Here is a 23256-nt window from a genome sequence, read left to right as displayed (position 1 = left end):
AAGGCCGATGATCAGGACGTACAGCAATCCGGTCTATCCGGACATCATGGCCGATCCCTTCGTGCTCAGGCACGAGGGGCGCTACTACGCCTACGGCACCGCGCCAGCGGGGCCGGGCGGCGGGCGCTTTCCAGTGCTGGTGTCGAACGACCTGGTCGACTGGCACCGCGCCGGCTATGCCATCGCCGCGCCCGGCGACCAGCATTTCTGGGCGCCGGAAGTCGCCTACAGCGAGGGCAGTTTCTGGATGTACTACTCGTCCGGCGACGAAGAGGGCAAGCACCAGAAGCTGCGTGTGGCGGTGTCCGACAACCCGATCGGCCCTTTTGTGGACCGGGGCCTGCTGCTGGTCCCGGAGCTGCAGTTCTCGATCGACGCCCACCCCTTCCGCGACCGCGACGGTCAGTGGTACCTGTACTACTGCGTGGACTTCCTCGAACTGCAGGACGACCACCGTATCGGCACCGGCATCGTGGTCGACCGCATGCCCACGATGGACCGGCTGGCGGGTGAGCCGCGCACCGTGGCGCGCCCGCACGCCGACTGGCATTTGTTCAAGAAGGGGAGGGCCATGTACGACGCGGTGTACGACTGGCACACGGTGGAGGGGGCGTCGGTCCTGGTCCACGGCGGCAAGTACTACTGCTTCTACAGCGGCGGCGCCTGGGAGAAGGAGAACTATGGGGTCAGCTACGTGGTGGCGGACCATCCGCTGGGGCCCTTCGCACGGCCGGAAGGCAGCGACCAAGCCCTCCTGATGCGCTCGCGGCCCGGCAACGTCATCGGCCCCGGCCACAACTCCTTTACCACCTCCCCGGACGGCAGCCAGGACTGGATCGTCTACCACGCCTGGGATCCGGCCATGACCGGCCGGCGCATGTGCATCGATCGCCTGGTGTGGGAGGGTGGGCGGCCGAGCACGGAGGGGCCGACGTTCACGCGCCAGCCGGCGCCGGCGGGGCTGGTGATCTAGCGCTGCCGCCCGCCTTCTGGTTGGTGTAGGTCAGGCGCCAGCCACTGTCGACGGCAAAGAAGGCGTCGCCGATACTCTCGAGCATACTGTTGGGGGCCGCTTCGGAGCGTTCCAGCGCCTGGCGCGCCTGCACATGCCCGCTGACGTCGCGCGCGGTATCGATGAGTGCCGCGTTTTCCCTGTCCCGACAAATTTTACGCCCACTTGCCAGAGCGTCTATTCATCCGCCTCGTCGCTGTCACGCTCGCGCTTCAGGGCGACGAAGTCGCGCTCGAACATCGCGTGCAGCTCTTCGCGCGCGCGCAAGGCCATCGAGGCATACTGTTCCCGGTCTTTGTAGTAGGGGTAGACCTCGTGCACGCTCCTGAGGTTGTGCTCGCGGAAGCGCATCGCGGCCTGGCGCGCGAAAAAGGCGCCGAAGCCCAGTTCTTCCATCGCGCGCCGCCCCAGCATCAGCGCCGCATCGAAGGTTTCACGTTCGATCACGGTCACGCCCAGGTCCATCAGCTGGTAGTAATGGGTGACGTTGCGGGCCCGTGCCAGGATCGGCAGGTCGGGAAATTCGGCGCGCACCGCGGCCGCCAGCTTGAGGCTGTCGTCGATGCCGTCGATCGACAGCACCAGGGCGCGCGCATGGTGGGCGCCGGCCGCGTGCAGCAGGTCGATGCGGGTCGCGTCCCCATAGAACACCTTGAAGCCGAATTCGCGCAGGGTGTCGATGTGGTCGGGATCGTGGTCGAGCATGGTCAGCGGCACCTGGTTGGCGTGCAGCAGGCGGCCGACGATCTGGCCGAAGCGCCCGAAGCCGGCGATGATCACGTGGCCCTGGTTGGCGTCGATCGCGTCGGCCTCGCGGCCCGGACGGCGGCGCCAGCGCGGTTCCAGCACGCGGTCGTACAGGATCAGGAGCAGCGGCGTGGCGATCATCGACAGCGCCACCACCAGCACCAGGATGGACGCGGTATCGGGATCGAACACCCGGGCCGTGGCGGCCGCGCCGAACACCACGAAGGCGAATTCCCCGCCCTGCGACAGCAGGAAGGCGAACTGGATGCGCTGGCGCCCCTTCATGTCGAACCAGCGCGCCAGCAGCCACAGCACCGCCAGCTTGATGGCCAGGAAGGCCAGCGCCAGCGCCAGGATGCGCCAGGGCTGGGCCAGGAAGACCCCGAAATCGACCGACATGCCGACCGCGATGAAGAACAGCCCGAGCAGCAGGCCCTTGAAGGGTTCGAGGTCGGCCTCGAGCGCGTGGCGGTATTCGGAATCGGCCAGCAGCACCCCGGCCATGAAGGCGCCGAGCGCCATCGACATCCCGCTCGAGGCCATCAACAGCGAGATCGCGATGATCAGCAGCAGGGCGAAGGCGGTGAAGATCTCGCGCATGCCGGTGCGCGCGATAAAGCGCAGCAGCGGGCGGATCAGGAAGCGCCCGGCCAGCACCAGGCCGCCGATCACGGCCACGGCCTTGAGCACACCCGTCCAGCCGGCGTCCGGGTGCGAGTCGGGCACGCCCAGCACCGGCACCAGGGCGATCATCGGGATCGCGGCGATGTCCTGGAACAGCAGGATCGAGAAGCCGGCCTGGCCGGCCGCGGTCGGGATCAGGTTGCGCTCCTGCATGGTGGTGAGCGCGATCGCGGTAGAGGACAGCGACAGGCCCAGGGCGGCGATCAGGGCGGTCTTCCAGCCGATCCCGGCCAGCACGGCCCCCAAGAGAAGCGCCGCCGCCACGCCCAGCACCTGCGCCGCGCCCCAGCCGAAGATCGAGCGCCGCAGCGCCCACAGGCGGCGCGGCTCGAGCTCGAGGCCGATCACGAACAGCAGCAGCACCACGCCGAATTCGGAAAAGTGCAGGATGTCCTCGACTTCGCGGATCAGGCCCAGGCCCCAGGGACCGATCGCGATCCCGGCCAGCAGGTAGCCGAGCACCGCGCCCAGTCCGAGGCGCTTGGCGACCGGCACCGCGATGACGGCGGCGGCCAGGTAGACCAGCGCATTGAGCAGGAGATTATGTTCCATCGGCCGCTCCTTCGATGTCGGCAATGCCGGCCTGTTTCGCCAGGCGTGTGCGCAGTTCCTCCGAATGGCGGCCGGCGGCGTCGAGCTCGCCGGCATCGGCGCCATAGAACACGTGCGGCGCCAGCCAGTCCATGCCGCAGGCCTTCGCCGTCTGCGCGAGCGGCGCCAGGTAGTCCTCGAGCGGGCGCCCGTGCAGGCCCTCGGCCCGGTATTCGAGGCTGCTGCCGGCGCAGGCCACCGCGGCGAACGCGGTCTTCCCGTGCAGGCGGCCCGGCCTGCCGGCCCATTCGGGCTTGACCACGCTGTCGAGCCACTCCTTGAGCAGGGACGGCAGTGCATACCACGCGAGCTGGAACACGAAGACCACCAGCGGCGCGGCCTTCAGGAGCTCGCGCTCGCGCCGGACGTCGATGTAGAAGTCCGGATACAGCTGGTACAGGTCGCGCACCTCGACCCCGGGCAGGCCGGCGACGGCCTCCGCCACGCGGCGGCTGATGCGCGAGCGCTGCAGCGAGGGGTCGGCGAAGACGACCAGGGCGCGCGGCCCGGCGGGAAGGGCAGGAGAAGAAGACATCCGGGGCTCCGAGTGAGATATTGCAAGAATGAAATGATTGTAAACGAAGCTCTGTCTCATGCGCGCGTAAGAACATGACACATTGTTTCAAGAAACGGTCCGGAGCGTGATTTAGCTGTCGTCCTACAGCGGGCACCGGCGGCGGACTATTCTTGCGCGCGCCATGCTGGACTATCATGAAGAATATTCATGATAAGGAGGCCAGCATGTCGATGCAGAGCGAAGGCAAGAAACCCAAGGGGCGCAACTACGACCAGGCCACCCGCGACGGCAGCGGCAGTGCCGGCAGCATGGGTGTCGGCGGCACCGGCGACATCGGCAAGATGGGCAGCCAGAGTGTGGATCAACAAGGAGGCAGCCAGCAGTCGGCCAGCCGCACCGATGACCTGCTCGCCGGCAACACCACGGATCAGGAATCCGACCAGGCCTTCAGCGGCGGCAGCAGCCAGGGCGGGCAGATCCAAACCGGAATGGAAGGCATGGGCAAGGGCAACAAGCCGTCCGGGCAACAAGGCAGTCAGCAATCGGGGCAGCAGGCCGTCAAACAGGGTGGCCGCCAGGGCGCGACGCCTGGTGGCGACACCGATGGCGATCAGTACGACCAAGGAACCGCGCCGCGCGAACGCTGAACGTGGAGCCACGGCAGGCGCTCGCGAACGGCGTGTCCGGGCGCTGCCGGGGCGCAAGGTGCCGGTGGGCGGCTACTTGCACAATGGTTTCCCTGAGAAGTCGGAGCGGTATCGTGTCGTTCTTCCGACTGACCCCCGGCGTGTACGAAGGCGGACATATTGACATTGTGTCGCCCATGCTGGGAGGTATCAGCGCCTGCGGGACGAGTTGTTACTGGACGAGTGCGGAAACGTGGTTCTGGCCGCTGGTGTAGCAGGCTCGACAGGAGGCGCGGCGGTCTGGCTATCCGGCGACTGCGCCCCATCAGCGCGGCGCAGCCGGTACAGCACGTGGCGTGACAGCCGATGATCGTTCGGCAGCGCCGGGTGCGCGAACGCGCCGACGCCGTCTTCGCGCATGCCCAGCTTTTCCATCAGCGAGCGCGAGCGCAGGTTGGCCGGGACCGTGAAGGAGACGATTTCTTCCAACCCCAGTTCACGAAAGCCGAACTCCAGGCAGGCGCGCGCCGCCTCGCCGGCGTAGCCCTGGCCCCAGTAGCGCGCCGCCAGGCGCCAGCCGATGTCGGTGCAGGGCGCGAAGGGCAGGCTGCCGACCGAGCCACCCTCGTGGCGCTTGAGGCCGACGAAACCGGCCAGCTCACCGCTGTCGGCCAGGGTCGCCGCGAAATAGCAGGCGCCGCTGCGTTCGTACAATGCCTGCTGGGCTGCGATGAAGGCCTCTGCCTGCGCCATCGTCAAGGGGCCGGGCAGGAACTCGGTGACGCGCGGGTCCTGGTTCAGTTCCCGGAAGGCCGCTGCGTCCCCGGCTTCCCAGGTGCGCAGCCGCAGGCGCGGAGTGCGGATCACGTCCATGTGCCGATCCTCAGCCGGCCCGTGCCAGAGGGGCACCGGCGACGCTGGCAATGAAGCTGGCGGTGACATCCGGCTGGGTCACCGGCAGCATGTGCCCGCCCTCGACCGGTTCGAGGCGGGCGCCGGGCACCTTGTCGACCAGCGCCTGGCCGCGCCGATGCCGGACAGGCCGGCGCCGACGATCAGCACGTCGAGGGGCTGGTCCTGCGGCGTGGGCGAGGCTGCGGGTGAATGCATGGTGTCTCGAATCATTTTTGCTTATGCTGACACTCTACATTGTCAGAATCGGGGTGGCAAGTTTCTGTGTAGAATGTCAACATGAAAGCAGAGCTCACCACCACCAGCCGTTCCTACCGTGGCTTGTCCCAGGAAGAGCGGCGCGCCGACCGCCGGTCGCGCCTGGTCGCCGCGGCCATCGCGGTGTATGGCGAGCGCGGCTACCACCAGGCCACCGTCAAGGCGGTCTGCGAGGCCGCCGGCCTGACCGAGCGCTACTTCTACGAATCCTTCCCCAACAGCGAAGCGCTGCTGATCGACTCCTTCAATGCCGTGACCTATTCGGTGCTCGGCGAAATCACGCGCGCAGCGCGCGATGCGGGGCGCGGCCGGATCGCGCGTTCGCGCGCCATGCTGCATGCCTATTTTTCCGCCCTGCAGCGCGAACCGCAGTCGGCGCGCGTGTTCCTGGTGGAGATCCGCGGCGTCAGCCGCGCGGTGGACCAGGCCTTCGACGCCGCGCTGCGCGCCATCGGGCGCGAGGTGGCGCGCATCGTCGCCGCGCCGGGTGCGCCGGACGACGAGCTGCTGCAGGCCGGCGTGGTCTGTGGCGTGATCCACATCGCGCTGCGCTGGATCGACAAGGGCTATGCGCCCGGGATCGACACCGTGGTCGGCACGGCCCTGCGGCTCGGCGCCGTGTTGTCCGCACCGGCCAGGGGGCTCAGGGCATCGTCATCTGCCTGATGGTCGCATGTTCATGGCGGTGTGCAAAGGATAAGCGCGCTCCGAGTATGCCGGCGCCGGCACGGCGGCGCCGCTCACCGATGGCGTAGCCGGACGCAAGACCCCCGGCCGGGTCCGGCTTAGAACTGGAACGCGACGCCGGCGCTCACGTTGGTCGAATCGCTGGAAGGCTTCTGCACTTCGACGCGCGCCGAGACGGCAGGGGTGAAGGCGTAGTTCACGCCGACGCCGTACAGCGCCTTGGTGGTCGAATCCTTTTCTTCGAAGCCGGCGGCCTTGATCTTGCCTTCCAGGCTGTTCACGCCGAGGCGGCCGTAGACGCTCACACGCTCGTTGACCGGCAGGCTGCCGATCAGCGACAGGTGGGCTTGATCGACCTTCACGCTGCCCAGGCCCATGTCGTAGTCGGCCAGGCGGCGGTAACCGCCCTCCACAGCGAAGTTCTGGTGGAAGTTGTAGCCGACAAAAGCGCCGACGCCGGTTTCACGGCCGGAGATGTCGTCGACCTTGGTACGGCCGACGTCGGCGCCTGCATAGAAGGTATTCGGTTGTGCGGCGAAGGCTGCCGACGAAGCGATGATCAGGGCGGTAGCGGCTGCGATTTTCTTGAACATATTGTGTGCCTCTTTGAGCGTGGTGGTGCGCTGGGGCTCATTCCCGAGCGCGAGGCGATTATTGCAGCTGGGATATGTCGATTGCAATCTTTCACACCGCACAAAAGTGCAAATAATGTTTGCAAATGTAACGAAATATGCACATGTCGTTTGCCTGTGGATCGAATTTGGCAAGGATTTGACGGCGCTTGCCGGCGCGCGACCATAAAAAAACCGCCCACGAGGGCGGTTTCGGCAGCAGTAGCGTAGTGCTAGATGTGCAGCGCGTGTCCCAGCGCCCGCAGTGCGGCTTCCTGCACCGCCTCGCCCAGGGTCGGGTGGGCGTGGATGGTACCGGCGATGTCCTCGAGCTGGGCGCCCAGTTCGATCGATTGCGTGAAGCCGGCCGCCAGTTCGGAGACCGCGCCGCCCACGGCCTGCCAGCCGATGATGCGGTGGTCGCTCTTGCGCGCCACCACGCGCACGAAGCCGTCCGTGCTTTCGATGGTCATGGCGCGGCCGTTGGCGCTGAACGGGAAGTTGGCGGTGACGATCTCGATGCCGGCCTTGTCGGCATCCAGCGGCGACATGCCGACCACCACGATCTCCGGGTCGGTAAAGCAGACCGCCGGAATCGCGGCGGGCGCGAAGTGGCGGCGCTTGCCCGACACGATCTCGGCCACCATCTCGCCCTGGGCCGTGGCGCGGTGCGCCAGCATCGGTTCGCCGGCCAGGTCGCCGATCGCCCAGACATTGCGCATCGACGTGCGGCACTGGTCGTCGACCTTGATCGCGCGGCCGTCCATGTCGAGCATCAGGTTTTCCAGGCCCCAGCCGGTGGTACGCGGCTTGCGGCCGACGGCCACCAGCACCCGGTCCGCTTCCAGCAGGGCCTCCACGCCGGAGGCGTCGCGCACGCGCACGCGCCGGCCATCCTCGTCCATGCCGAGCACCGAGGTGGCCAGGCGCAGCTCGACCCCGAGGCGGCCCAGGGCCGCGGCCACCGGTTTCACCAGATCCGCGTCATAGGCCGGCAAGATGCGGTCGGCCGCTTCCACCACCGTCACTTGACTGCCAAGCTTTCGGTAGGCAGTGCCCAGCTCGAGGCCGATGTAGCCGGCGCCGACGACCACCAGGCGCTGCGGGATGTCGCCGGGCGACAGCGCTTCGGTCGAGGAAACGACCGGACCGCCGAAAGGCATGAAGGGCAGTTCGACCGGCAGCGAGCCGCTGGCCAGCAGCATGTGCTCGCAGCGGATGCGCACGGTCGCTTCGCTCGATCCTTCGGGCCGCACCTCGACGGTCTTGCCGTCCAGGATGCTGGCCCAGCCCTCGACCAGCTTGACGCCGTTCTTCTTGAGCAGGGCGCCGACGCCGCCGGTGAGCTTCCTGACGATGCCGTCCTTCCAGGCCACCGTGCGCTCCAGGTCGATGCGCGGTTCGACCGCGGCGGCCGCCGTGCCGAAGCTGATGCCGAGCGGCGAGGTCTCGGCCGCATAGCTGCGCGCCTTGCAGAACTCGTCGGCGGCGTGGATCAGGGCCTTGGAGGGGATGCAGCCGATGTTCAGGCAGGTGCCGCCGGGCGAGGCGCCTTCGACCAGGATGGTCGGCACGCCCAGCTGGCCGGCGCGAATGCCGGCCACGTAGCCGCCGGGACCGCCGCCGATGATGAGTAAAGTAGTGTGTAAAGTCTCCATCGCTTACTCCACGAAGATGGTCGCCGGGGTTTCCAGGTAGCCGCGGATGGCCTGGATGAACTTGGCCGCCACCTGGCCGTCGATCACGCGGTGGTCGAACGAGGACGACAGGTTCATCATCTTGCGCGCCACCATGGCGCCGTCGCGGATCACCGGACGGTCGACGATGCGGTTGGTGCCGATGATCGCCACCTCCGGCCGGTTGATGACCGGGGTGGTGACGATGCCGCCCAGCGGTCCCAGGCTGGTGATGGTGATGGTGGAGCCGCTCAGCTCCTCGCGCGTGGCCTTGCCGCTGCGCGCAGCATCGGCCAGGCGTGCGACTTCCGCCGCGCTGTCCCATGGGTCGCGTGCCTCGGCATGGCGCACCACCGGCACCATCAGCCCGGCCTCGGTCTGGGCCGCGATGCCCAGGTGGACCGGATCGTACTGGGTCAGCAGGTTGTTGGCGTCGTCGTAGCGCGCATTCATCATCGGATACTGGCGGATGGCCAGCACCACGGCGCGCATCAGCAGCGGCAGCAGGGTCAGCTTGCCGCGCTCGGCGCCGTAGCGGGCGTTGAGCTGGGCGCGCAGCAGCTCCAGTTCGGTGACGTCGATCTCTTCGACATAGGTGAAGTGCGGGATCTGGCGTTTGGCTTCCTGCATCTTCTCGGCGATCTTGCGGCGCAGGCCGATCACCGGCGCCGCGTGCTCGCCTTCCAGCTTGGCATAGCGATTGTCGCTGCCGCCACCGGCGCCGGCGCCGCGGCGGCCCGCCACGTGGGCGTCCAGGTCGGCGTGGGTGATGCGGCCGGCCGGACCGCTACCGTGCACGAACTGCAGCTCGATGCCCAGGTCCCAGGCGCGCTGGCGCACCGCCGGTGCGGCCAGCGGTTTTTCGCCCTCGCCGCGCATCGGGGCGGGACCGTTCTGGTAAGCGCGCGATTGGGGAGCCGGCGCCTTCGGTGGAGGCACCGCCGCCGGAGCCGCCGCCTTCGCCGATGCGCCGCTGGATGCTTCGGCGTGGGCCACCGCTGCCAGCTGGGGATCGCCGACTTCCTCGGCTGGTGCCGTGGCGGCAGCCGACTTCACCGGCTCCTGCCTCGCCTTCTCGCCCGAGAAGTTGCCGGCGCCCTCGACCTCGAGGCGGATCAGCTCCGCGCCCACGGCCAGCGACTGTCCGACCGCGCCGCCCAGGCTCGTGATGGTGCCCGCGACCGGTGAGGGGATCTCGACGGTGGCCTTGTCGGTCATGACGTCGGCCAGCACCTGGTCTTCCTTGACCGTGTCGCCCGGCTGGACGTGCCAGGCCACCACTTCGACTTCGGCAATGCCTTCGCCGAGGTCCGGCATTTTAATGACGTGAATGCCCATGGTCAGCGACCCTCCATCGTGCGTTTCAGGGCCGCCGCGACGCGGTCCGGGCCCGGGAAATAGGCCCATTCCTGCGCATGCGGGTAAGGGGTGTCCCAGCCGGTGACGCGCTCGATCGGCGCCTCCAGCTGGTAGAAGCAGTGTTCCTGCACCAGCGCCGCCAGTTCGGCGCCGAAGCCGCTGGTACGGGTGGCCTCGTGCACGATCACGCAGCGGCCGGTCTTCTTGACCGAGTTGACGATGGTCTCGAGATCGAGCGGCCAGATGCTGCGCAGGTCGATGACTTCGGCGTCGACGCCGCTCTCGCGCGCCGCCGCTTCCGAGACCCAGACCATGGTGCCGTAGGCCAGCACCGTCACGTCGTTGCCGGGGCGGACCACGGCGGCCTTGTCGAGGTCGACCTTGTAGTAACCGGTCGGCACATTGCCGAGCGCGTGGCCCGACCAGGGTACGACCGGACGGTCGTGGTGGCCGTCGAAGGGGCCGTTGTACAGGCGCTTCGGTTCCAGGAAGATCACCGGGTCGTCGTTCTCGATCGACGCAATCAAGAGGCCTTTCGCATCGTAGGGATTGGACGGCATCACGGTGCGCAGGCCGCACACGTGGGTGAAGAAGGCTTCCGGGCTCTGGCTGTGGGTCTGGCCGCCGTAGATGCCGCCGCCGCAGGGCATGCGGATCACCATCGACGAAGTGAACTCGCCGGCCGAGCGGTAGCGCAGGCGCGCCGCTTCCGACACGATCTGGTCGGTCGCCGGATAGAAATAGTCGGCGAACTGGATCTCGATGACCGGGCGCAGGCCATAGGCCGCCATGCCCACCGCGGTGCCGACGATGCCGCCTTCCGAGATCGGCGCGTCGAACACGCGCGACTTGCCGTATTTCGCCTGCAGTCCGTCGGTGACGCGGAATACGCCGCCGAAGAAGCCGACGTCCTGGCCGAATACGACCACGTTGGGGTCGCGTTCCATCATCACGTCCATGGCCGAGCGCAGCGCCTGGATCATGGTCATCGGCATGGTGGCCGTGTCCTTGTCTACTGCTTGATCGTCACGTGCCATGCTCATACTCCCAGTTCCTGTCGCTGCCGGCGCAGGTGCTCCGGCATCTCCTTGTAGACGTCCTCGAACATCGTGGCGGCGCTCGGGGCGCGCTCGTCGCCCAGGATGCCGTAGGACTCGGCCTCTTTCTGGGCTGCGAGGATCTCCGCTTCGAGTTCGGCCTGCACCTTGTCGTGCTCCTCGTCCGACCACCAGCCCTGCTTGGTGAGATATTGGCGCAGGCGCGCGATCGGGTCGCCCAGCGGGAAGTGCTGGAAGTCGTCCGCCGGGCGGTAGCGCGAGGGGTCGTCCGAGGTCGAGTGCGGGCCGGCGCGGTAAGTGACCCATTCGATCAGGGTCGGACCGAGGTTGGAACGGGCGCGTTCGGCGGCCCAGCGCGAGGCGCTCAGCACGGCCAGGAAATCGTTGCCGTCCACGCGCAGCGAGGCGATGCCGCTGCCGATGCCGCGGGTGGCGAAGGTGACGCTCTCGCCGCCGGCGATGGCCTGGAAGGTCGAGATCGCCCACTGGTTGTTGACCACGTTGAGGATGACCGGCGCGCGGTACACGTGGGCAAAGGTGAGGGCGGTGGAGAAGTCGGATTCGGCGGTGGCGCCGTCGCCGATCCAGGCCGCGGCGATCTTGGTATCGCCCTTGATGGCCGAAGCCATGGCCCAGCCCACGGCTTGCGGGTACTGGGTGGCGAGGTTGCCGGAAATGGTGAAGAAGCCGGCGCGGCGCACCGAGTACATCACCGGCAGCTGGCGGCCCTTGAGCGGGTCGCGCTCGTTGGACAGCAGCTGGCAGATCATTTCGACCAGCGGTACCTGCTTGGCGAACAGGAGGCTCTGCTGGCGGTAGGTCGGGAAATGCATGTCGCCGTCTTCCAGGGCCAGGGCCTGGGCCGTGCCGATGGCTTCCTCGCCGAGCGAGAGCATATAGAAGGACATCTTCTTCTGGCGCTGGGCGATGACCATGCGCGCGTCGAAGATGCGGGTCTTCATCATGGTGCGCAGCCCGAAGCGCAGCAGTTCGGGCTCGACCTCCGGCGCCCAGGGACCGACGGCATCGCCGTTCTCGTCGAGGACGCGGATCAGGCCGGTCGCGATGTCGCTCGTGTCGAGCGGCGCCACGTCGATCGGCGGACGCCGGACGGATCCGGCGGGACTCAATTGCAGGTACGAAAAATCGGTCTTGCAGCCCGGACGGCCGGTAGGCTCCGGTACGTGCAGCGACAGAGGCTTACTCTGACTCATAAACGCTTCCCCTTTGTAAGGTGACTTGCGGCAAGCATGATACGGCCAACGGCCGCGCACACGAAGGCCCTGGCGAACTATTTTCATATTGCTATGCAGCATAACGGGCCTGGGGCGTGGCGGACCCGGCACAGGAGGGGGCACGCACGCCTGCGCCGGTTGCCGGTCGCACGCGGCGTCTGTAGTATGGTCTCACGGAGTCGCCCGTTCATGCCCATGCGCAGGATATCGTGAAGAAGACCGCCGTCGTCCTGCTGACCTTGCTGGTCGCCATCGCCGGGATCGGCTTGCCGATCTGGCTCGCGATCGAAGAGTCGGAGCGCCAGGCCTTCAAGGCCGAGGGCGCCCATGCGCTCGGCTATGCGCGCGACGTCGTGGTGCGCGGCAACGAGACGGCTGCCCAGGTGGAGGCCGCCGTTACCCGGCTCGCCCCGCATGCGGCGGCGCCCTGCGCGCCGGTCGCCATCGATGTGATGCGCGAGATCGACCTTGCGTCCACCTATATCCAGGCAGTCGGTCATATCGTCGGCAACCGCATGCCGTGTTCGTCCATCGTCGGCTCGGCACAGGTCCTGGAACTGGGCGCGCCCACCTACCGCAGCAGGCGCGGCGCCCTGGTCCGCACGAACGTGCGCTTCCCCTTCGCGCCGCAACATCGCTTTCTGGTGGTGCAGTTCGGCGATTTCGGCGCCATCCTGCACGCCGGCCTGCCGATCGACACTGCCAAGAGCGAACCGGACGTTGCGCTTGCCGTGATGTCCTTCGACTATCCGATCCCGCTGAGTGCGCGCGGACATGTCGATCCGGACTGGATAAAACGGCTCGGCGACCGGCGCGAGGTCGTCTTCGAGGAAGACGGCTACGTCGTCGCCGTGGTGCGCTCGCAGGTCTACCGCGCGGCCGGCATCGCGGCGGTACCGCTGCATTACCTCCATGGGCGCTCGCAGGACGTCGCCATGCGCCTGGTGCCGGCGGGACTGTTGGCGGGCGTCGTGCTGACGCTGGCCATCCTCTATCTCGCGCGCCAGCAGATGGCCTTGCCGTTCGCGGTCAAGACCGCCCTGCGGCGCAAGGAATTTTTCCTGGAATACCAGCCGGTCGTCGACCTGCGCAACGGGCAATGGATCGGGGTCGAGGCACTGGTCCGCTGGCGCCGCCCCACCGGCGAGATCGTGATGCCCGACCTGTTCATCCCGATCGCCGAACAGAACGCGATGATCGTCAAGCTGACGCGCCAGGTGCTTACCATGGTCTGCCGCGATACCCACGCCTTCCTGCGGGAGCACCCGCGCTTCCACATCGGCGTCAACCTGGCGCCGGCCGACTTCCATTCGGAAGGCTTCGTCGATTGCCTGCAGCACACGGTGGAACAGATGGGCGCCGCGCCTTCCAACCTGATCCTCGAAGTGACCGAGCGCGGGCTGCTCGACCCGGTGGTGGCGCGCGAGGTTTCGGGCACGCTGCGGCGCCATGGCTTTGCGCTCGCGATCGACGATTTCGGCACCGGCTACTCGAGCCTGTCCTACCTCGAATCGCTGGAACTCGACTACCTGAAGATCGACCGCAGCTTCATCGAGGCGATCGGCACCGGGGCGCCGACCAGCCAGGTGGTCGCGCACATCATCGGCATGGCCAAGGACCTCGGATTGCGCATGATTGCCGAAGGCGTGGAAAGCCAGGCGCAGGCCGATTTCCTGCTCAAGCACGGGGTCCAGTATGCGCAGGGCTGGCTGTTCGGGCGGCCGATGGCCTTCGGCGAGATCGTGCGCCAGGTGGAAGCGAGGAAGCAGGCCGACGCCGCGCTGGCACGCGCGGCCAGCTAGGCGCCGTCCCGCACCGACCTAGCGCAGCACCGGCAGCTCGATATAGCTCTGGTTGGCGGCGTCGTGGTGCAGCGCATTATCCGCGACGACGCCCAGCTTCTCGCTCTCGTTCGGGCCGCCCGTGTTCAGGTTGCGCACGAACTTCGGGAAGTTCGAGGACGTCACCTCGACCCGGATCCGGTGCCCCGCGCCGAACTGGATCGCAGTCGTGATCGGCGTCGGACGGATGGTCACGACCTGGCCGGGCGTGAGCAGTTCCGGCTTGTCGAAACCGCTGCGGTAACGGGCGCGGAAGATGGTGTCGCCGATGATCCAGGCAGTGCCGTCGGGCGCGACGTCGACCAGTTTCACGGCGAAATCGGTGTCCCTGGCGCTCGACGAGACCTTCAGGACCGCGTCCACGAAACCGGCCACGCTGACCGGCTTGGTCAGCGGCTCGCTGGTATAGACCAGCACGTCGTTGCGCGCCTCGACCGGGCGCTGGTCGAAGGCGCCGGGCACGACGATGCCGCCGTTGCAGCAGTCGCCCCCGCCGATCGTCTGCACCGGGTTCATCGGGTCGTAGCGATAGCGGTCGGCGGCCTCGTTGGCGGCCGGCGCTTCCGCGGTCAGGCGGCCGTCGCCGTAGAGCGAATTCGCCTTGCCGCCCGAGCGCAGGTAGAGACGCATCGGTTTCGCGGTCTCCGGCGGCCAGGCGCCCGCGCTTTGCCAGCGGTTGGCGCCCATTTCGAAGTAGCGGACACGGGGCGTGTCGGCAGGAAAGGCCTTGGTATTCCCTTTCAGCCAGCGGTCGAACCAGCCGTAAATGAGGCCGTCGACGTCGAAGCTGGTGTCGCCCATGGCGCGCTCGCCCACCGTCATGTTGGGGCCGAGCCTGGCGAACTGGCAGTGCGGATTCGGCGCGACCACGGCGTACTGGTTGGCGCTTGCCTCCTTGTCGGTGCCGGCCGTGCGCGCGTGGTTGAACAGCTCGAGGTTCGGGCCGACCGAGACGTCATACCAGCTGTTGAACCAGAGGGCGGGCACGCCCCAGCCCATGCCTTCGTGGTAGAGACCGCCCTGGCGCCAGGCTGGATCGGCCGGGGTGCGGGCGATCAATTTCTCGAAGGTCCCCGGTGGCTCGCCGAGCGAGCTCAGGAGCTCATTCACCGGCAGGTGCTTGATCTGCTTGTTCCAGTCGACCTGCGGTTTGCTTGGATTGAGGTCGTTATAGGCCTGAATGCGGGTGCGCAGCTTTTCGTCGGTAATCGAGGCCGGCAGTTCCGCCCGCAGCGGGTTGTCGACGCCGTACAGCCACACGAAGAACAGGTTGCGCGGCACGCCGCCGGTGTACCAGTTGCCTTGCTCCTGGAAGCGTCCAAGCTTGCCGATCCCGGCGCCGGCCGCCATCGGCACCATCGCCGCATGCGCCGGGTGGTTCAGGGCGGCCAGGGCCAGCTGCCATTCGGCCGACGAGGAGCAGCCCAGGGTGCCGACCTTGCCGTTCGACCAGGGCTGCCGGGCGATCCAGCTCAGGGTGTCGTAGCCGTCGGTCTGGGGATTGCCCAGGATTTCCCACTGTCCTTGGGAGAAGTAGCGGCCGCGTTCGTTCTGGACGATGAACGTGTAGCCGCGCTTGAGCGATTCCATCACGTAGCGCTGGGTCGACCCCTTCAGCTTGCCCTCGTTGTAGGGCGTCTTCCACAGGATGGTGGGGAGCTTGCCGTTCGCGTTCTTCGGCATGTAGATGTCGGTCGACAGCCCGACGCCGTCGCGCATCGGCACCATCACGCTGCGCCGCGTGGTGGCGATTTGCGCCAGTTCCTTGTCCAGGGCTTCCTGGCTGTACTTGGTATAGTCCTGTGCCGCGACGAAGGTGGCGGCATCGGCAGCGAACAGGCTCACTGCAACGAAACTGGCGACAATCTTTTTCAAGCGTACTCCTTCACCATGGATAGATCGGGAGTGACACTTTATCAACAGCGTAGCTATTGAGCTAGCGCAACACGACAATACAGGCCCAGTGTCGCTTTATTGCGTCTTTACCAAAGCGTGAGCAGCGGGAACGCTGCGCTGGCGCAGCCGGTAGCCGAGCGCCAGCAGGGCCAGCCAGGCCGGAATCATCCACACCGACAATTGCAGGCCAGGGGTCAGGTACATCACGACCACGATGCCGGCCAGGAAGGCCAGGCAAAGATAGTTGGTCAATGGGAAGAACGGGCTGCGGAACGCAGTCGGCTGGCCGGCGGCCTGCTTGGCGCGGCGGAAGCGCAGGTGACTCCAGCACACCATGCCCCAGTTGATCACCAGTGCCGCCACGGCCAGGCCCATCAGCATTCCGAAGGCTTCCTTCGGCAGGAAGTAATTGATGCAGATGCAGATGCCGGTGGCAATCGCCGATACCGCCAGCGCCGCCAGCGGCACCCCGCGTTTCGACACGGCGAGCAGGGCGCGCGGCGCATTGCCCTGTTCGGCCAGGCCGAACAGCATGCGGCTGTTGGCATAGACGCAGCCGTTGTAGACCGACAGCGCCGCCGTCAGCACCACCAGGTTGAGGACGTTGGCCACGACGTTGCTGTCCAGGGCGGCAAAGATCAGTACAAAGGGGCTGCCGCCCGTGACGACTTTCTGCCACGGGTAGAGCATCAGCAGCACCGCCAGCGCGCCCACGTAGAAGATGGCGATGCGCCAGATGGCCTGGTTGATGGCGCGCGGGATGGTGTGGCCCGGATTGTCGGCCTCGGCGGCGGTGATCCCGATCATTTCCAGGCCGCCGAAGGAGAACATGATCACCGCCATCGACAGCGCCAGTCCGGCAAAGCCGTTCGGGAAGAAGCCCCCGTGCTGCCACAGGTTGGCCACGCCGGCCTGCGGGCCCGCCGTGTCGCTGGCCAGCAGGTAGCAGCCGAACACGATCATGCCGACGACGGCCGCGACCTTGATGATCGAGAACCAGAATTCGAGCTCGCCGAAGGCTTTCACGTTCATCAGGCTGAGCAGGTTGACGAGGACGAAGAAGCCCAGCGCCGAGACCCAGGTCGGGATCTCGGGGAACCAGTACTGGACATAGATGCCGAGCGCCGACAGTTCGGCCATGCTGACGAGGATGTACATCACCCAGTAGTTCCAGCCGGAGACGAAACCGGCCATCGGGCTGCCGTATTTGCTGGCGAAATAGCCGAAGGAACCGGCGACCGGTTCGTCGACGATCATCTCGCCGAGCTGGCGCAGGATGAGGAAGGCGATCAGGCCGGCGAACGCATAGCCGAGCAGGGCGGAGGGGCCGGCCTGCTGGATGGTCTGGGCCACCCCCAGGAACAGCCCGGTGCCGATCGCGCCGCCGAGGGCGATCAGCTGGATGTGGCGGTTTTTCAAGCCACGTTTGAGTTCATGCTTCGCGTCGTCCATCGTCGGCCTTAAGGAAAGTTGCCTTAAAGCCAGCGATTCTACTGCAAGGACGGCGCGCCGGGCGAAACTTCGGCGGCGTCCCGTTCCCGTGTATCAGAAGCGGCGGTAAGTACGGCGGCCCAGCGGGTAACGCTGCGCCATCTTGCCGCCGAATTTTTTCCAGAGCAGGCCTGCAATGGCCATCATGATGATCTTGCGCATGCTGTCCTCCATATTGTCCAGGCTGGCCGCGCGGCGCGCGGCATCGCTTCCACCTTAGCAAAAACGGACGGGGCAGGGCGCAGGCCAGGATCAGCTGCCCTTCGGTGAACGAGCTCGCCTTCAGCCCGGCATCACGAAGAAGGCAAGCACGCCCGCCACCCCGGCGCCCAGCATCATCAGCAAAAAGCCCGACATGCGTGCCAGCGAACCGAGGCGGCTGCCCTGCGGGCGGCTGCGCAGCAGGTAGAGCGGAATCCCGAGCGGCGAGATCCCGACCACGGCCGAGCTCAGCCAGCGCGAACGGCGGAACAGGCGCGCTTCGCTGTCGAGGCGATACCAGTAATAGGGCAGGAAGTTGAGCAGGAAGGCCGACAGCAGGGCCCACCAGTCCGGCATACGTACATGGGATGCGGCGTACAGGGCGTCTGCCATACCACAGGCAAACATGAGCGCCAGCAGCGCCCACAGGGTGTTCTTGGGAGTCATTGCAAGGAATCAGAAGCGAGGCGGCGAGAATACCATCGCGATCGGGGCGCGAAATTCAACAAAAATCACGAACCTGTCGAAATATGCATATCGCCTGATCTATTTTGCCGGTTTTGCCGATCCGCGACCTTGCCCCCGCGGCAGCGTAAAGACATCGGCCACCAGGGTGCTGTCGCCGATCTGGCGGCTCGGCGAGGCCGCGTCGTGCACCACCAGCAGTTCTTCGCTGCCGTCCTCCTGGGCCGCGAACAGCGCGATCCCCTCTGGATGGTCGACCCCGCGGCCGAAGGGCAGTTCCAGTACCCGTTCCAGTTCGCCGGCCGCGACCGCGCCGTCCTTGCCCGCGCCGTTGCCGGCTGCCGCCGCGCCGCGCCAGCGGAACAGGGTGACCGGGCCGTCCAGGTCCATGGTCGGCCCGGCCAGCACCAGGACGTCCTTGCCGTGCACGCACAGGTCGCGGATGCCGAGTCCGCCCAGGTCGAGGAAATGCTTGGCGTACAGGCGGCCGTCTTCCGTCACGGGCGCCAGCCGCAGCCGGCCCGGCTGCTGGTCGTCGACCAAGGCCACCTGTACCACCAGCGCCCAGCCGCGCAGCACCGGGCCGCGCAGGCCGAGCAGCAGGTGCTTGCCGGCCACCGCCAGGCCCTCGATGTCGAAGCCGTTGTCCTTGCCCGGGATGGCGAGGAAGGGACCGAGGTGCTCGTCCTCCTTCAGCAGCGCGGTCAGTTCGTTGCCGTGCTCGTCGCCACGCAGCATGGCGGCGCAGCGCCGTTTGTCCTTGTGGACGGTTTCCTTTTCCAGCGTGTAGCCGTCGCCGTCCTTCACCACCGGAATCCGCGCCAGCAGGTAGCGGTTGCCGTCCGCGCTGACGCAGGCCAGGCGCTTGTGCGCCTTTTTCACGCCGTCGCCGTCGCGCGGCTGCTTGCGCCGCAGGCTGTGCGAGCCAGCCAACCACAGGTACTTGCCGTCGCAGGCCAGGCCCTCGATGTCGGCTTCGTTGATCTCGTCTTCCGACTCGCCTTTTGGCGGCAGCGGCAGGTCGAGGTAGTCGTGCAGGGCGTACTGGCGGTGGCCGCGCGTGAAGCTGCTGCGGCCGGTGCTGTCTTCCTCGCAGACTGTCAGGCGTTCGAGGCTGACCGATTCATCGTTGGCGAGCCAGAGCGAGCTGCCCATGCGCAGGGCGACCGACAGGCCGTCACGCAGCTCCTTGCCGTAGCACAGCTCGTCGCGTTCAGGGTGGAATTCGAGGAGGACGATGTTGGAGGGATGCATGCGGGAACCTCGGCGCGGTGTGCGACATTGCCGGGTAACGATAGCATGGGGCCGCAGGGGACGGCGCTCATCAGGAGGCCGGCGGCGCGCATCCCGGTTCACTTCAGGTAAGGGGCGACGTTCTCCGCGACGCGCTTGTGCTCCGCCTCGGTCAGCGGCAAGGCGCGGAACGCGGCCCAGGCTTCGCGCGGCTTCATGTTGGTGGGCGTGGCGGCGTCCGAGCCGTAGAAGATCTTGTCGACGCCGACCATGCGGATGCGTTCCACCATTTCGCGCGCGTGCCCGGGCGTGATGTCGGGCGTGGCGATCGAGGCCACGTCGAAGTAGAGCCGGCGCGTGTTCGGGTCATTGCGCGCGGCCGCCTCGGCGAAGGTCCGCATCACCTCGTTGGAGGGCGGGTCTTCGTATCCGGGGCCGCTGCCGGCGAAGTGCGCAACCTGCACCACGATGTCGGGCGCCTGCGGCATCAGCTGCTCCAGGAAGGCGCGCGCCTGGGCCGCGCCGTAGGGACGCTTGAGCGAGATCGAGGCACGCATGTGGACCGCGATCGCCATGCCGTGCCGGTTCGCGGCCCGGAACACTTCCTTGAGCCGGGCGATGTGGGCCGGGTTCTCGAGCTGGACATCGGAATTCCCGAAGTGCATCTTGATCCCGGTGCGCAGCTGCGGGTGGGCCGCGCAGCGCTCCAGTTCCGCCAGCGCATAGTCCTTCAAGGGATTGAAGCCGCAGAAGGCGCGCAGGCGCTCCGGGTAGTTGGCCACCTGGGCTGCGGTCCAGTCGTTCTCCGCTCTCACCTTGGCGTATTCGTCCTCGATCACGCGCGACGGGCGGCCGTACATGTAAGCGGTCGACATCACGGCCGCGCGCCGGATGCCGGCGCTGTCGAGCAGGGAGATCAGCTCGGTCACCGGGATCTCGCGCAGCGCGTCGGGACCCGGCGCCGGGTTGATCAGGGCGATGATGGCGGGACTGAACAGGTGCTGGTGGTGGTCGGCGGCGGGCGCTGCCGGCGCCGCGGCAAAGGCGAAGGCGGGCAGGGCCAGCAGCAGTGCGGCGGCGCTGCGCAGCCTGGCGAAGGGGTGGAGCATGGCGGAACCTCTGGGTGGATACGAGGCTCCAGACTAGCGGCTGGCGGCGGCGCTGTCCACGACAAATGGATACATATGGCGCCGCCGGCTTTGCCTCCTCAGGCCGCCTGAGGCGCGCCTTGCGCGCCTCGAGGATATCGTCGAGGAAATCCATCGGCGTGGACCTTCCTTGATGGGCTCGTGGCAATGCGGTGCCGGAATCCTGGGGCCGTTTTCCCTGCGCCTCGCGGGTGCAGCGTCACGGCCTGCATGCAGTGTAGATAAACCGGGCGCACCGGTCTTCCCCCACGGCGGGGGGAATAGTGCGGGCCTACAGGATGGTGACGACCACGCGCCGGCGGTGCGGGGCGCTGCGGTGTTCGTAGAGGTAGATGCCCTGCCAGGTGCCGAGCAGAAGGCGTCCGCCGCCGACCGGCACGCCCAGCCCCGAACCGGTCAACATGTTGCGCACGTGGGCCGCCATGTCGTCCGGGCCTTCGGCGTCGTGGCGGTAGGCGGGGTCGCCGTCCGGGGCCAGGCGGCCGAGGACGGTTTCGAGGTCGCGCCGCACGTCGGGATCGGCGTTCTCGGTGATGAGCAGCGAGCAGCTGGTGTGCTGCACGAACAGGTGGGCGAGGCCGCATTGCACCCCGGAGGCGCGCACGGCTTCGGCCACCGCGGCCGTGATGTCGCGGGTGCCGCGTCCCTGGGTCTGGATCTCGAGGATGGTCTGGTGCGCCATGTCGTACTCCTGCAGGATCAGGCCGCGGCCGGCGCGTCCATCTGCGCCAGCGCGGCCAGCAGCTCGTCGAGCGGCGCCGGACGCGAGAACAGATAGCCCTGCATGCACGGGCCGCCGTGATCGGACAGGTATTGCGCCTGCTGGGCGGTCTCGATGCCCTCGGCCACCACGCGCAGGCCGAGGTGGTCGGCCATGGCGAGGATCGACTGCACGATCGCGGTGCCGTTGACGTCGTTCGGGGTGTCGCGGATGAAGCTCTTGTCGATCTTCAGTTCGTACAGCGGCATCTTCTTGAGGTAGGCCAGGTTCGAGTAGCCGGTGCCGAAGTCGTCCACCGAGAAACGGATGCCGAGGCCGGCCAGTTCGTGCATGCGGGCGATGGTCTCGTCCAGGTCGGTGACCAGCAGGCCTTCGGTGACTTCGAAGATCAGCTGTCCCGCGGGCGCGCCGGTGTCGCGCAGTACCGCGCGCACCTGCTCGACGAAGTCGGGCTGGCGGAACTGGGCCGGGCTGACGTTGATCGAGAGCGGCAGCGGATGGCCGGCCGCCTGCAGGCGCAGCCAGGCCTCGCAGGCCTGGCGCAGCACCCAGTTCCCCAGCGGGACGATCAGGCCGGTGCTTTCCGCGATCGGGATGAACACGTCGGGCGGCACCAGCACGCCGTCGGCACGGCGCCAGCGCATCAGGAGCTCGGCGCCGACCGGCTGCCGGGCGTGGTCGACCTGCAGTTGCAGGTGCATGGCCAGCTCGCCGTTCTCGAGCGCCATGGCAAGGTCGCGCTCGAGCGTGAGCTTTTGTTCGGCCTCGGCCAGCATGTTGGTCTCGAACAGGGCGACGCCGTTGCGCCCGCTCGCCTTGGCCTGGTACATCGCCACGTCCGCTTCGCGCAGCAGGTCGTGGCCGTTCTGCTCGGGATGCAGGGGCAGGGCCACGCCGATGCTGCCGGTAGAGCGGTACGCCTGGTCGTCGATCATGACTTCCTCGCCCAGCGCGGCGAGGACCTTGTGGGCGACCCTGACGGCAGCCTCGGTAGCGGCGCCGGCGTCGTGGCCGAGGTCCTGCAGCAGGATCACGAATTCGTCGCCGCCCAGGCGCGCCACCGTGTCGCGGCTGCGCACCGCCGCCACCAGGCGCTCGGCGGCGCTGCGCAGCAGGGCGTCGCCGGTGGCGTGGCCGCGCGCGTCGTTGACGTACTTGAAGTTGTCGAGGTCGATGAACAGCACCGCGCCGAAGGCGCCGCCGGCATGGCGCGCAGCCACCAGCGCATCGAGGCGCTCGGTCAGCAGGCGGCGGTTGGGCAAGCCGGTGAGCACGTCGTAGAACGCGAGGTTGTGAATTGCTCTGGCCGAGTTGCGGCGCTCGGTGATGTCGCGCCCGACGACCACCCAGTGCGAATGGCGCCCGCCCTCGCTGGCGAAGGGCACCATTTCCATCTCGACCCAGTAAGGGTCGCCACCCTTGGTGTAGTTCAGCAGTTCGGCCTTGACCGGCTCGTTGCGGCTGACCGCGCCCAGGATGCGCGCCACCTCGTCCGGGTCGGTCTCGGGACCGTGCAGCAGGCGCATGCTTTGCCCGATGATCTCGTCGCGCTTGTAGCCGGTGCGGCGCTCGAAGGCCTCGTTGGCGAAGATGATCGGCTGCTGCGCGCCCGGCGCGTCGACCGCGTGGGCGATCAGCACCATGTCGTTCAGGCGCGCCACCGCGGCCGAGGTCAGGCGCAGCTCGGCGTTCAGCTCGTGCAGCTTCTCCTGCTTGATCTCGAGCGATTCGGCGAAACCGTGGACTTCGCCCAGGGTCTCGGACAGGCCCCTCACCAGGGTGCCGCACGTCAGGGTGATCACGGCGCCGACGCACAGGAAGTTCAGGGTCACGACCAGCGACGAGAGCAGCTCGTTGTCCCCGATGCCGGAAACGAAGAGCGGAACATGACCGCCCAGGCCGAGGCCGAGGATGGTGAAGGCGCTCAGGAACAGGGCTGCCAATGCCTGCCGGGTACCGAGCAGGACAACCGCCAGCACGGGGGGCGCCATCAGGAAGATCTGGCTGACCGGCCCGACAGTGAGCATCAGCCCGACGCCCACCAGGAAGATCACCGCCAGGAAGTTCAGCACGCGCAGCGTGTACGGAATGCGCTTGAACCACCAGAGCGCGAAGAGCCAGCCGAGGGCGACGATGTCCATCGCGGCGATCTGCCACATGCCGTCCGCGATCGCCAACGTCGCGCTCGGCACGGCCGCGATCACGCCGAACAGCAGCACGGTCGACATGAGCTTGGAGAAAATGCGGGCGCGCCAGTGCGCGAGATCGTAGAACTGTTTCATGCGTC

General features: G+C 67.4%; 20 protein-coding genes. 4 read left to right on the top strand and 16 right to left on the bottom strand.

Going from position 1 to position 23256, the window contains the following annotated elements:
• Positions 1-7 precede the first annotated feature (7 nt).
• Positions 8-973 (top strand): glycoside hydrolase family 43 protein, encoded by a 966-nt coding sequence (locus AC56LK_RS03590; RefSeq protein ID WP_497183194.1) that lies wholly within the window; start codon positions 8-10, stop codon positions 971-973.
• Between the two features lie 216 nt (positions 974-1189).
• On the opposite strand, the gene kefC is transcribed toward AC56LK_RS03590, so the two are convergent.
• Together kefC and AC56LK_RS03580 are read right to left on the bottom strand one after the other, a co-directional pair.
• A complete protein-coding gene (gene kefC, locus AC56LK_RS03585; protein WP_497183193.1) occupies positions 1190-2995 on the bottom strand; it encodes a glutathione-regulated potassium-efflux system protein KefC in 1806 nt (601 codons plus the stop codon).
• Positions 2985-3569, bottom strand: coding sequence for an NAD(P)H-dependent oxidoreductase (locus AC56LK_RS03580; protein WP_497183192.1), 585 nt, complete (start codon positions 3567-3569; stop codon positions 2985-2987). Before AC56LK_RS03580 ends, kefC begins: the two co-directional genes overlap by 11 nt.
• 206 nt (positions 3570-3775) lie before the next feature.
• Between AC56LK_RS03580 and AC56LK_RS03575 the strand changes: the two genes are divergently transcribed.
• On the top strand, positions 3776-4198 hold the full coding sequence (locus AC56LK_RS03575) for a hypothetical protein (protein WP_497183191.1): 423 nt from the start codon (positions 3776-3778) through the stop codon (positions 4196-4198).
• A 189-nt stretch (positions 4199-4387) separates the two neighbouring features.
• On the opposite strand, the gene AC56LK_RS03570 is transcribed toward AC56LK_RS03575, so the two are convergent.
• A complete protein-coding gene (locus AC56LK_RS03570; protein ID WP_497183190.1) occupies positions 4388-5050 on the bottom strand; it encodes a GNAT family N-acetyltransferase in 663 nt (220 codons plus the stop codon).
• A gap of 78 nt (positions 5051-5128) precedes the next feature.
• Positions 5129-5287 carry a hypothetical protein gene (locus AC56LK_RS03565; protein WP_497183525.1) on the bottom strand — a complete coding sequence of 53 codons (159 nt, stop codon included), beginning with the start codon at positions 5285-5287 and terminating at the stop codon, positions 5129-5131.
• A gap of 81 nt (positions 5288-5368) precedes the next feature.
• On the opposite strand from AC56LK_RS03565, the gene AC56LK_RS03560 reads away from it, so the two are divergent.
• A complete protein-coding gene (locus AC56LK_RS03560) occupies positions 5369-6013 on the top strand; it encodes a TetR/AcrR family transcriptional regulator (RefSeq protein WP_497183189.1) in 645 nt (214 codons plus the stop codon).
• Positions 6014-6132: 119 nt separating this feature from the next.
• Here the strand turns inward: AC56LK_RS03560 and AC56LK_RS03555 are convergent, their stop codons facing one another.
• The 5 genes from AC56LK_RS03555 to AC56LK_RS03535 all read right to left on the bottom strand — a co-directional run bounded on the left by AC56LK_RS03555 (position 6133) and on the right by AC56LK_RS03535 (position 11952).
• Positions 6133-6627, bottom strand: a complete 495-nt coding sequence (locus tag AC56LK_RS03555; RefSeq protein ID WP_497183188.1) for an outer membrane beta-barrel protein — start codon at positions 6625-6627, stop codon at positions 6133-6135.
• Between the two features lie 251 nt (positions 6628-6878).
• On the bottom strand, positions 6879-8303 hold the full coding sequence (gene lpdA, locus AC56LK_RS03550) for a dihydrolipoyl dehydrogenase (protein ID WP_497183187.1): 1425 nt from the start codon (positions 8301-8303) through the stop codon (positions 6879-6881).
• Between the two features lie 3 nt (positions 8304-8306).
• Positions 8307-9659 (bottom strand): dihydrolipoamide acetyltransferase family protein, encoded by a 1353-nt coding sequence (locus AC56LK_RS03545; RefSeq protein ID WP_497183186.1) that lies wholly within the window; start codon positions 9657-9659, stop codon positions 8307-8309.
• A gap of 2 nt (positions 9660-9661) precedes the next feature.
• Positions 9662-10675, bottom strand: coding sequence for an alpha-ketoacid dehydrogenase subunit beta (locus AC56LK_RS03540; RefSeq protein ID WP_497183513.1), 1014 nt, complete (start codon positions 10673-10675; stop codon positions 9662-9664).
• A gap of 44 nt (positions 10676-10719) precedes the next feature.
• A complete protein-coding gene (locus AC56LK_RS03535; protein WP_497183185.1) occupies positions 10720-11952 on the bottom strand; it encodes a 3-methyl-2-oxobutanoate dehydrogenase (2-methylpropanoyl-transferring) subunit alpha in 1233 nt (410 codons plus the stop codon).
• Positions 11953-12182: 230 nt separating this feature from the next.
• Between AC56LK_RS03535 and AC56LK_RS03530 the strand changes: the two genes are divergently transcribed.
• Positions 12183-13775, top strand: a complete 1593-nt coding sequence (locus tag AC56LK_RS03530) for an EAL domain-containing protein (RefSeq protein WP_497183184.1) — start codon at positions 12183-12185, stop codon at positions 13773-13775.
• Positions 13776-13793: 18 nt separating this feature from the next.
• Here the strand turns inward: AC56LK_RS03530 and AC56LK_RS03525 are convergent, their stop codons facing one another.
• From AC56LK_RS03525 to AC56LK_RS03495, 7 genes are all read right to left on the bottom strand, one after another.
• Positions 13794-15689 carry a CocE/NonD family hydrolase gene (locus AC56LK_RS03525; protein WP_497183183.1) on the bottom strand — a complete coding sequence of 632 codons (1896 nt, stop codon included), beginning with the start codon at positions 15687-15689 and terminating at the stop codon, positions 13794-13796.
• 96 nt (positions 15690-15785) lie between these two features.
• On the bottom strand, positions 15786-17162 hold the full coding sequence (locus tag AC56LK_RS03520; RefSeq protein ID WP_497183182.1) for an amino acid permease: 1377 nt from the start codon (positions 17160-17162) through the stop codon (positions 15786-15788).
• A gap of 321 nt (positions 17163-17483) precedes the next feature.
• A complete protein-coding gene (locus tag AC56LK_RS03515) occupies positions 17484-17849 on the bottom strand; it encodes a hypothetical protein (RefSeq protein ID WP_497183181.1) in 366 nt (121 codons plus the stop codon).
• Positions 17850-17948: 99 nt separating this feature from the next.
• Positions 17949-19121 carry a DUF3616 domain-containing protein gene (locus AC56LK_RS03510; RefSeq protein WP_497183180.1) on the bottom strand — a complete coding sequence of 391 codons (1173 nt, stop codon included), beginning with the start codon at positions 19119-19121 and terminating at the stop codon, positions 17949-17951.
• A 98-nt stretch (positions 19122-19219) separates the two neighbouring features.
• On the bottom strand, positions 19220-20209 hold the full coding sequence (locus tag AC56LK_RS03505) for an amidohydrolase family protein (RefSeq protein ID WP_497183179.1): 990 nt from the start codon (positions 20207-20209) through the stop codon (positions 19220-19222).
• A 310-nt stretch (positions 20210-20519) separates the two neighbouring features.
• Entirely contained in the window at positions 20520-20930 is a 411-nt protein-coding gene (locus AC56LK_RS03500; protein WP_497183178.1) for a secondary thiamine-phosphate synthase enzyme YjbQ, read from the bottom strand.
• Positions 20931-20947: 17 nt separating this feature from the next.
• Positions 20948-23251, bottom strand: coding sequence for a putative bifunctional diguanylate cyclase/phosphodiesterase (locus tag AC56LK_RS03495; protein WP_497183177.1), 2304 nt, complete (start codon positions 23249-23251; stop codon positions 20948-20950).
• Positions 23252-23256 lie beyond the last annotated feature (5 nt).

The organism is Telluria sp. ZB4P36 (assembly GCF_059685865.1).
This window is presented reverse-complemented; position numbering and strand designations above follow the sequence as displayed.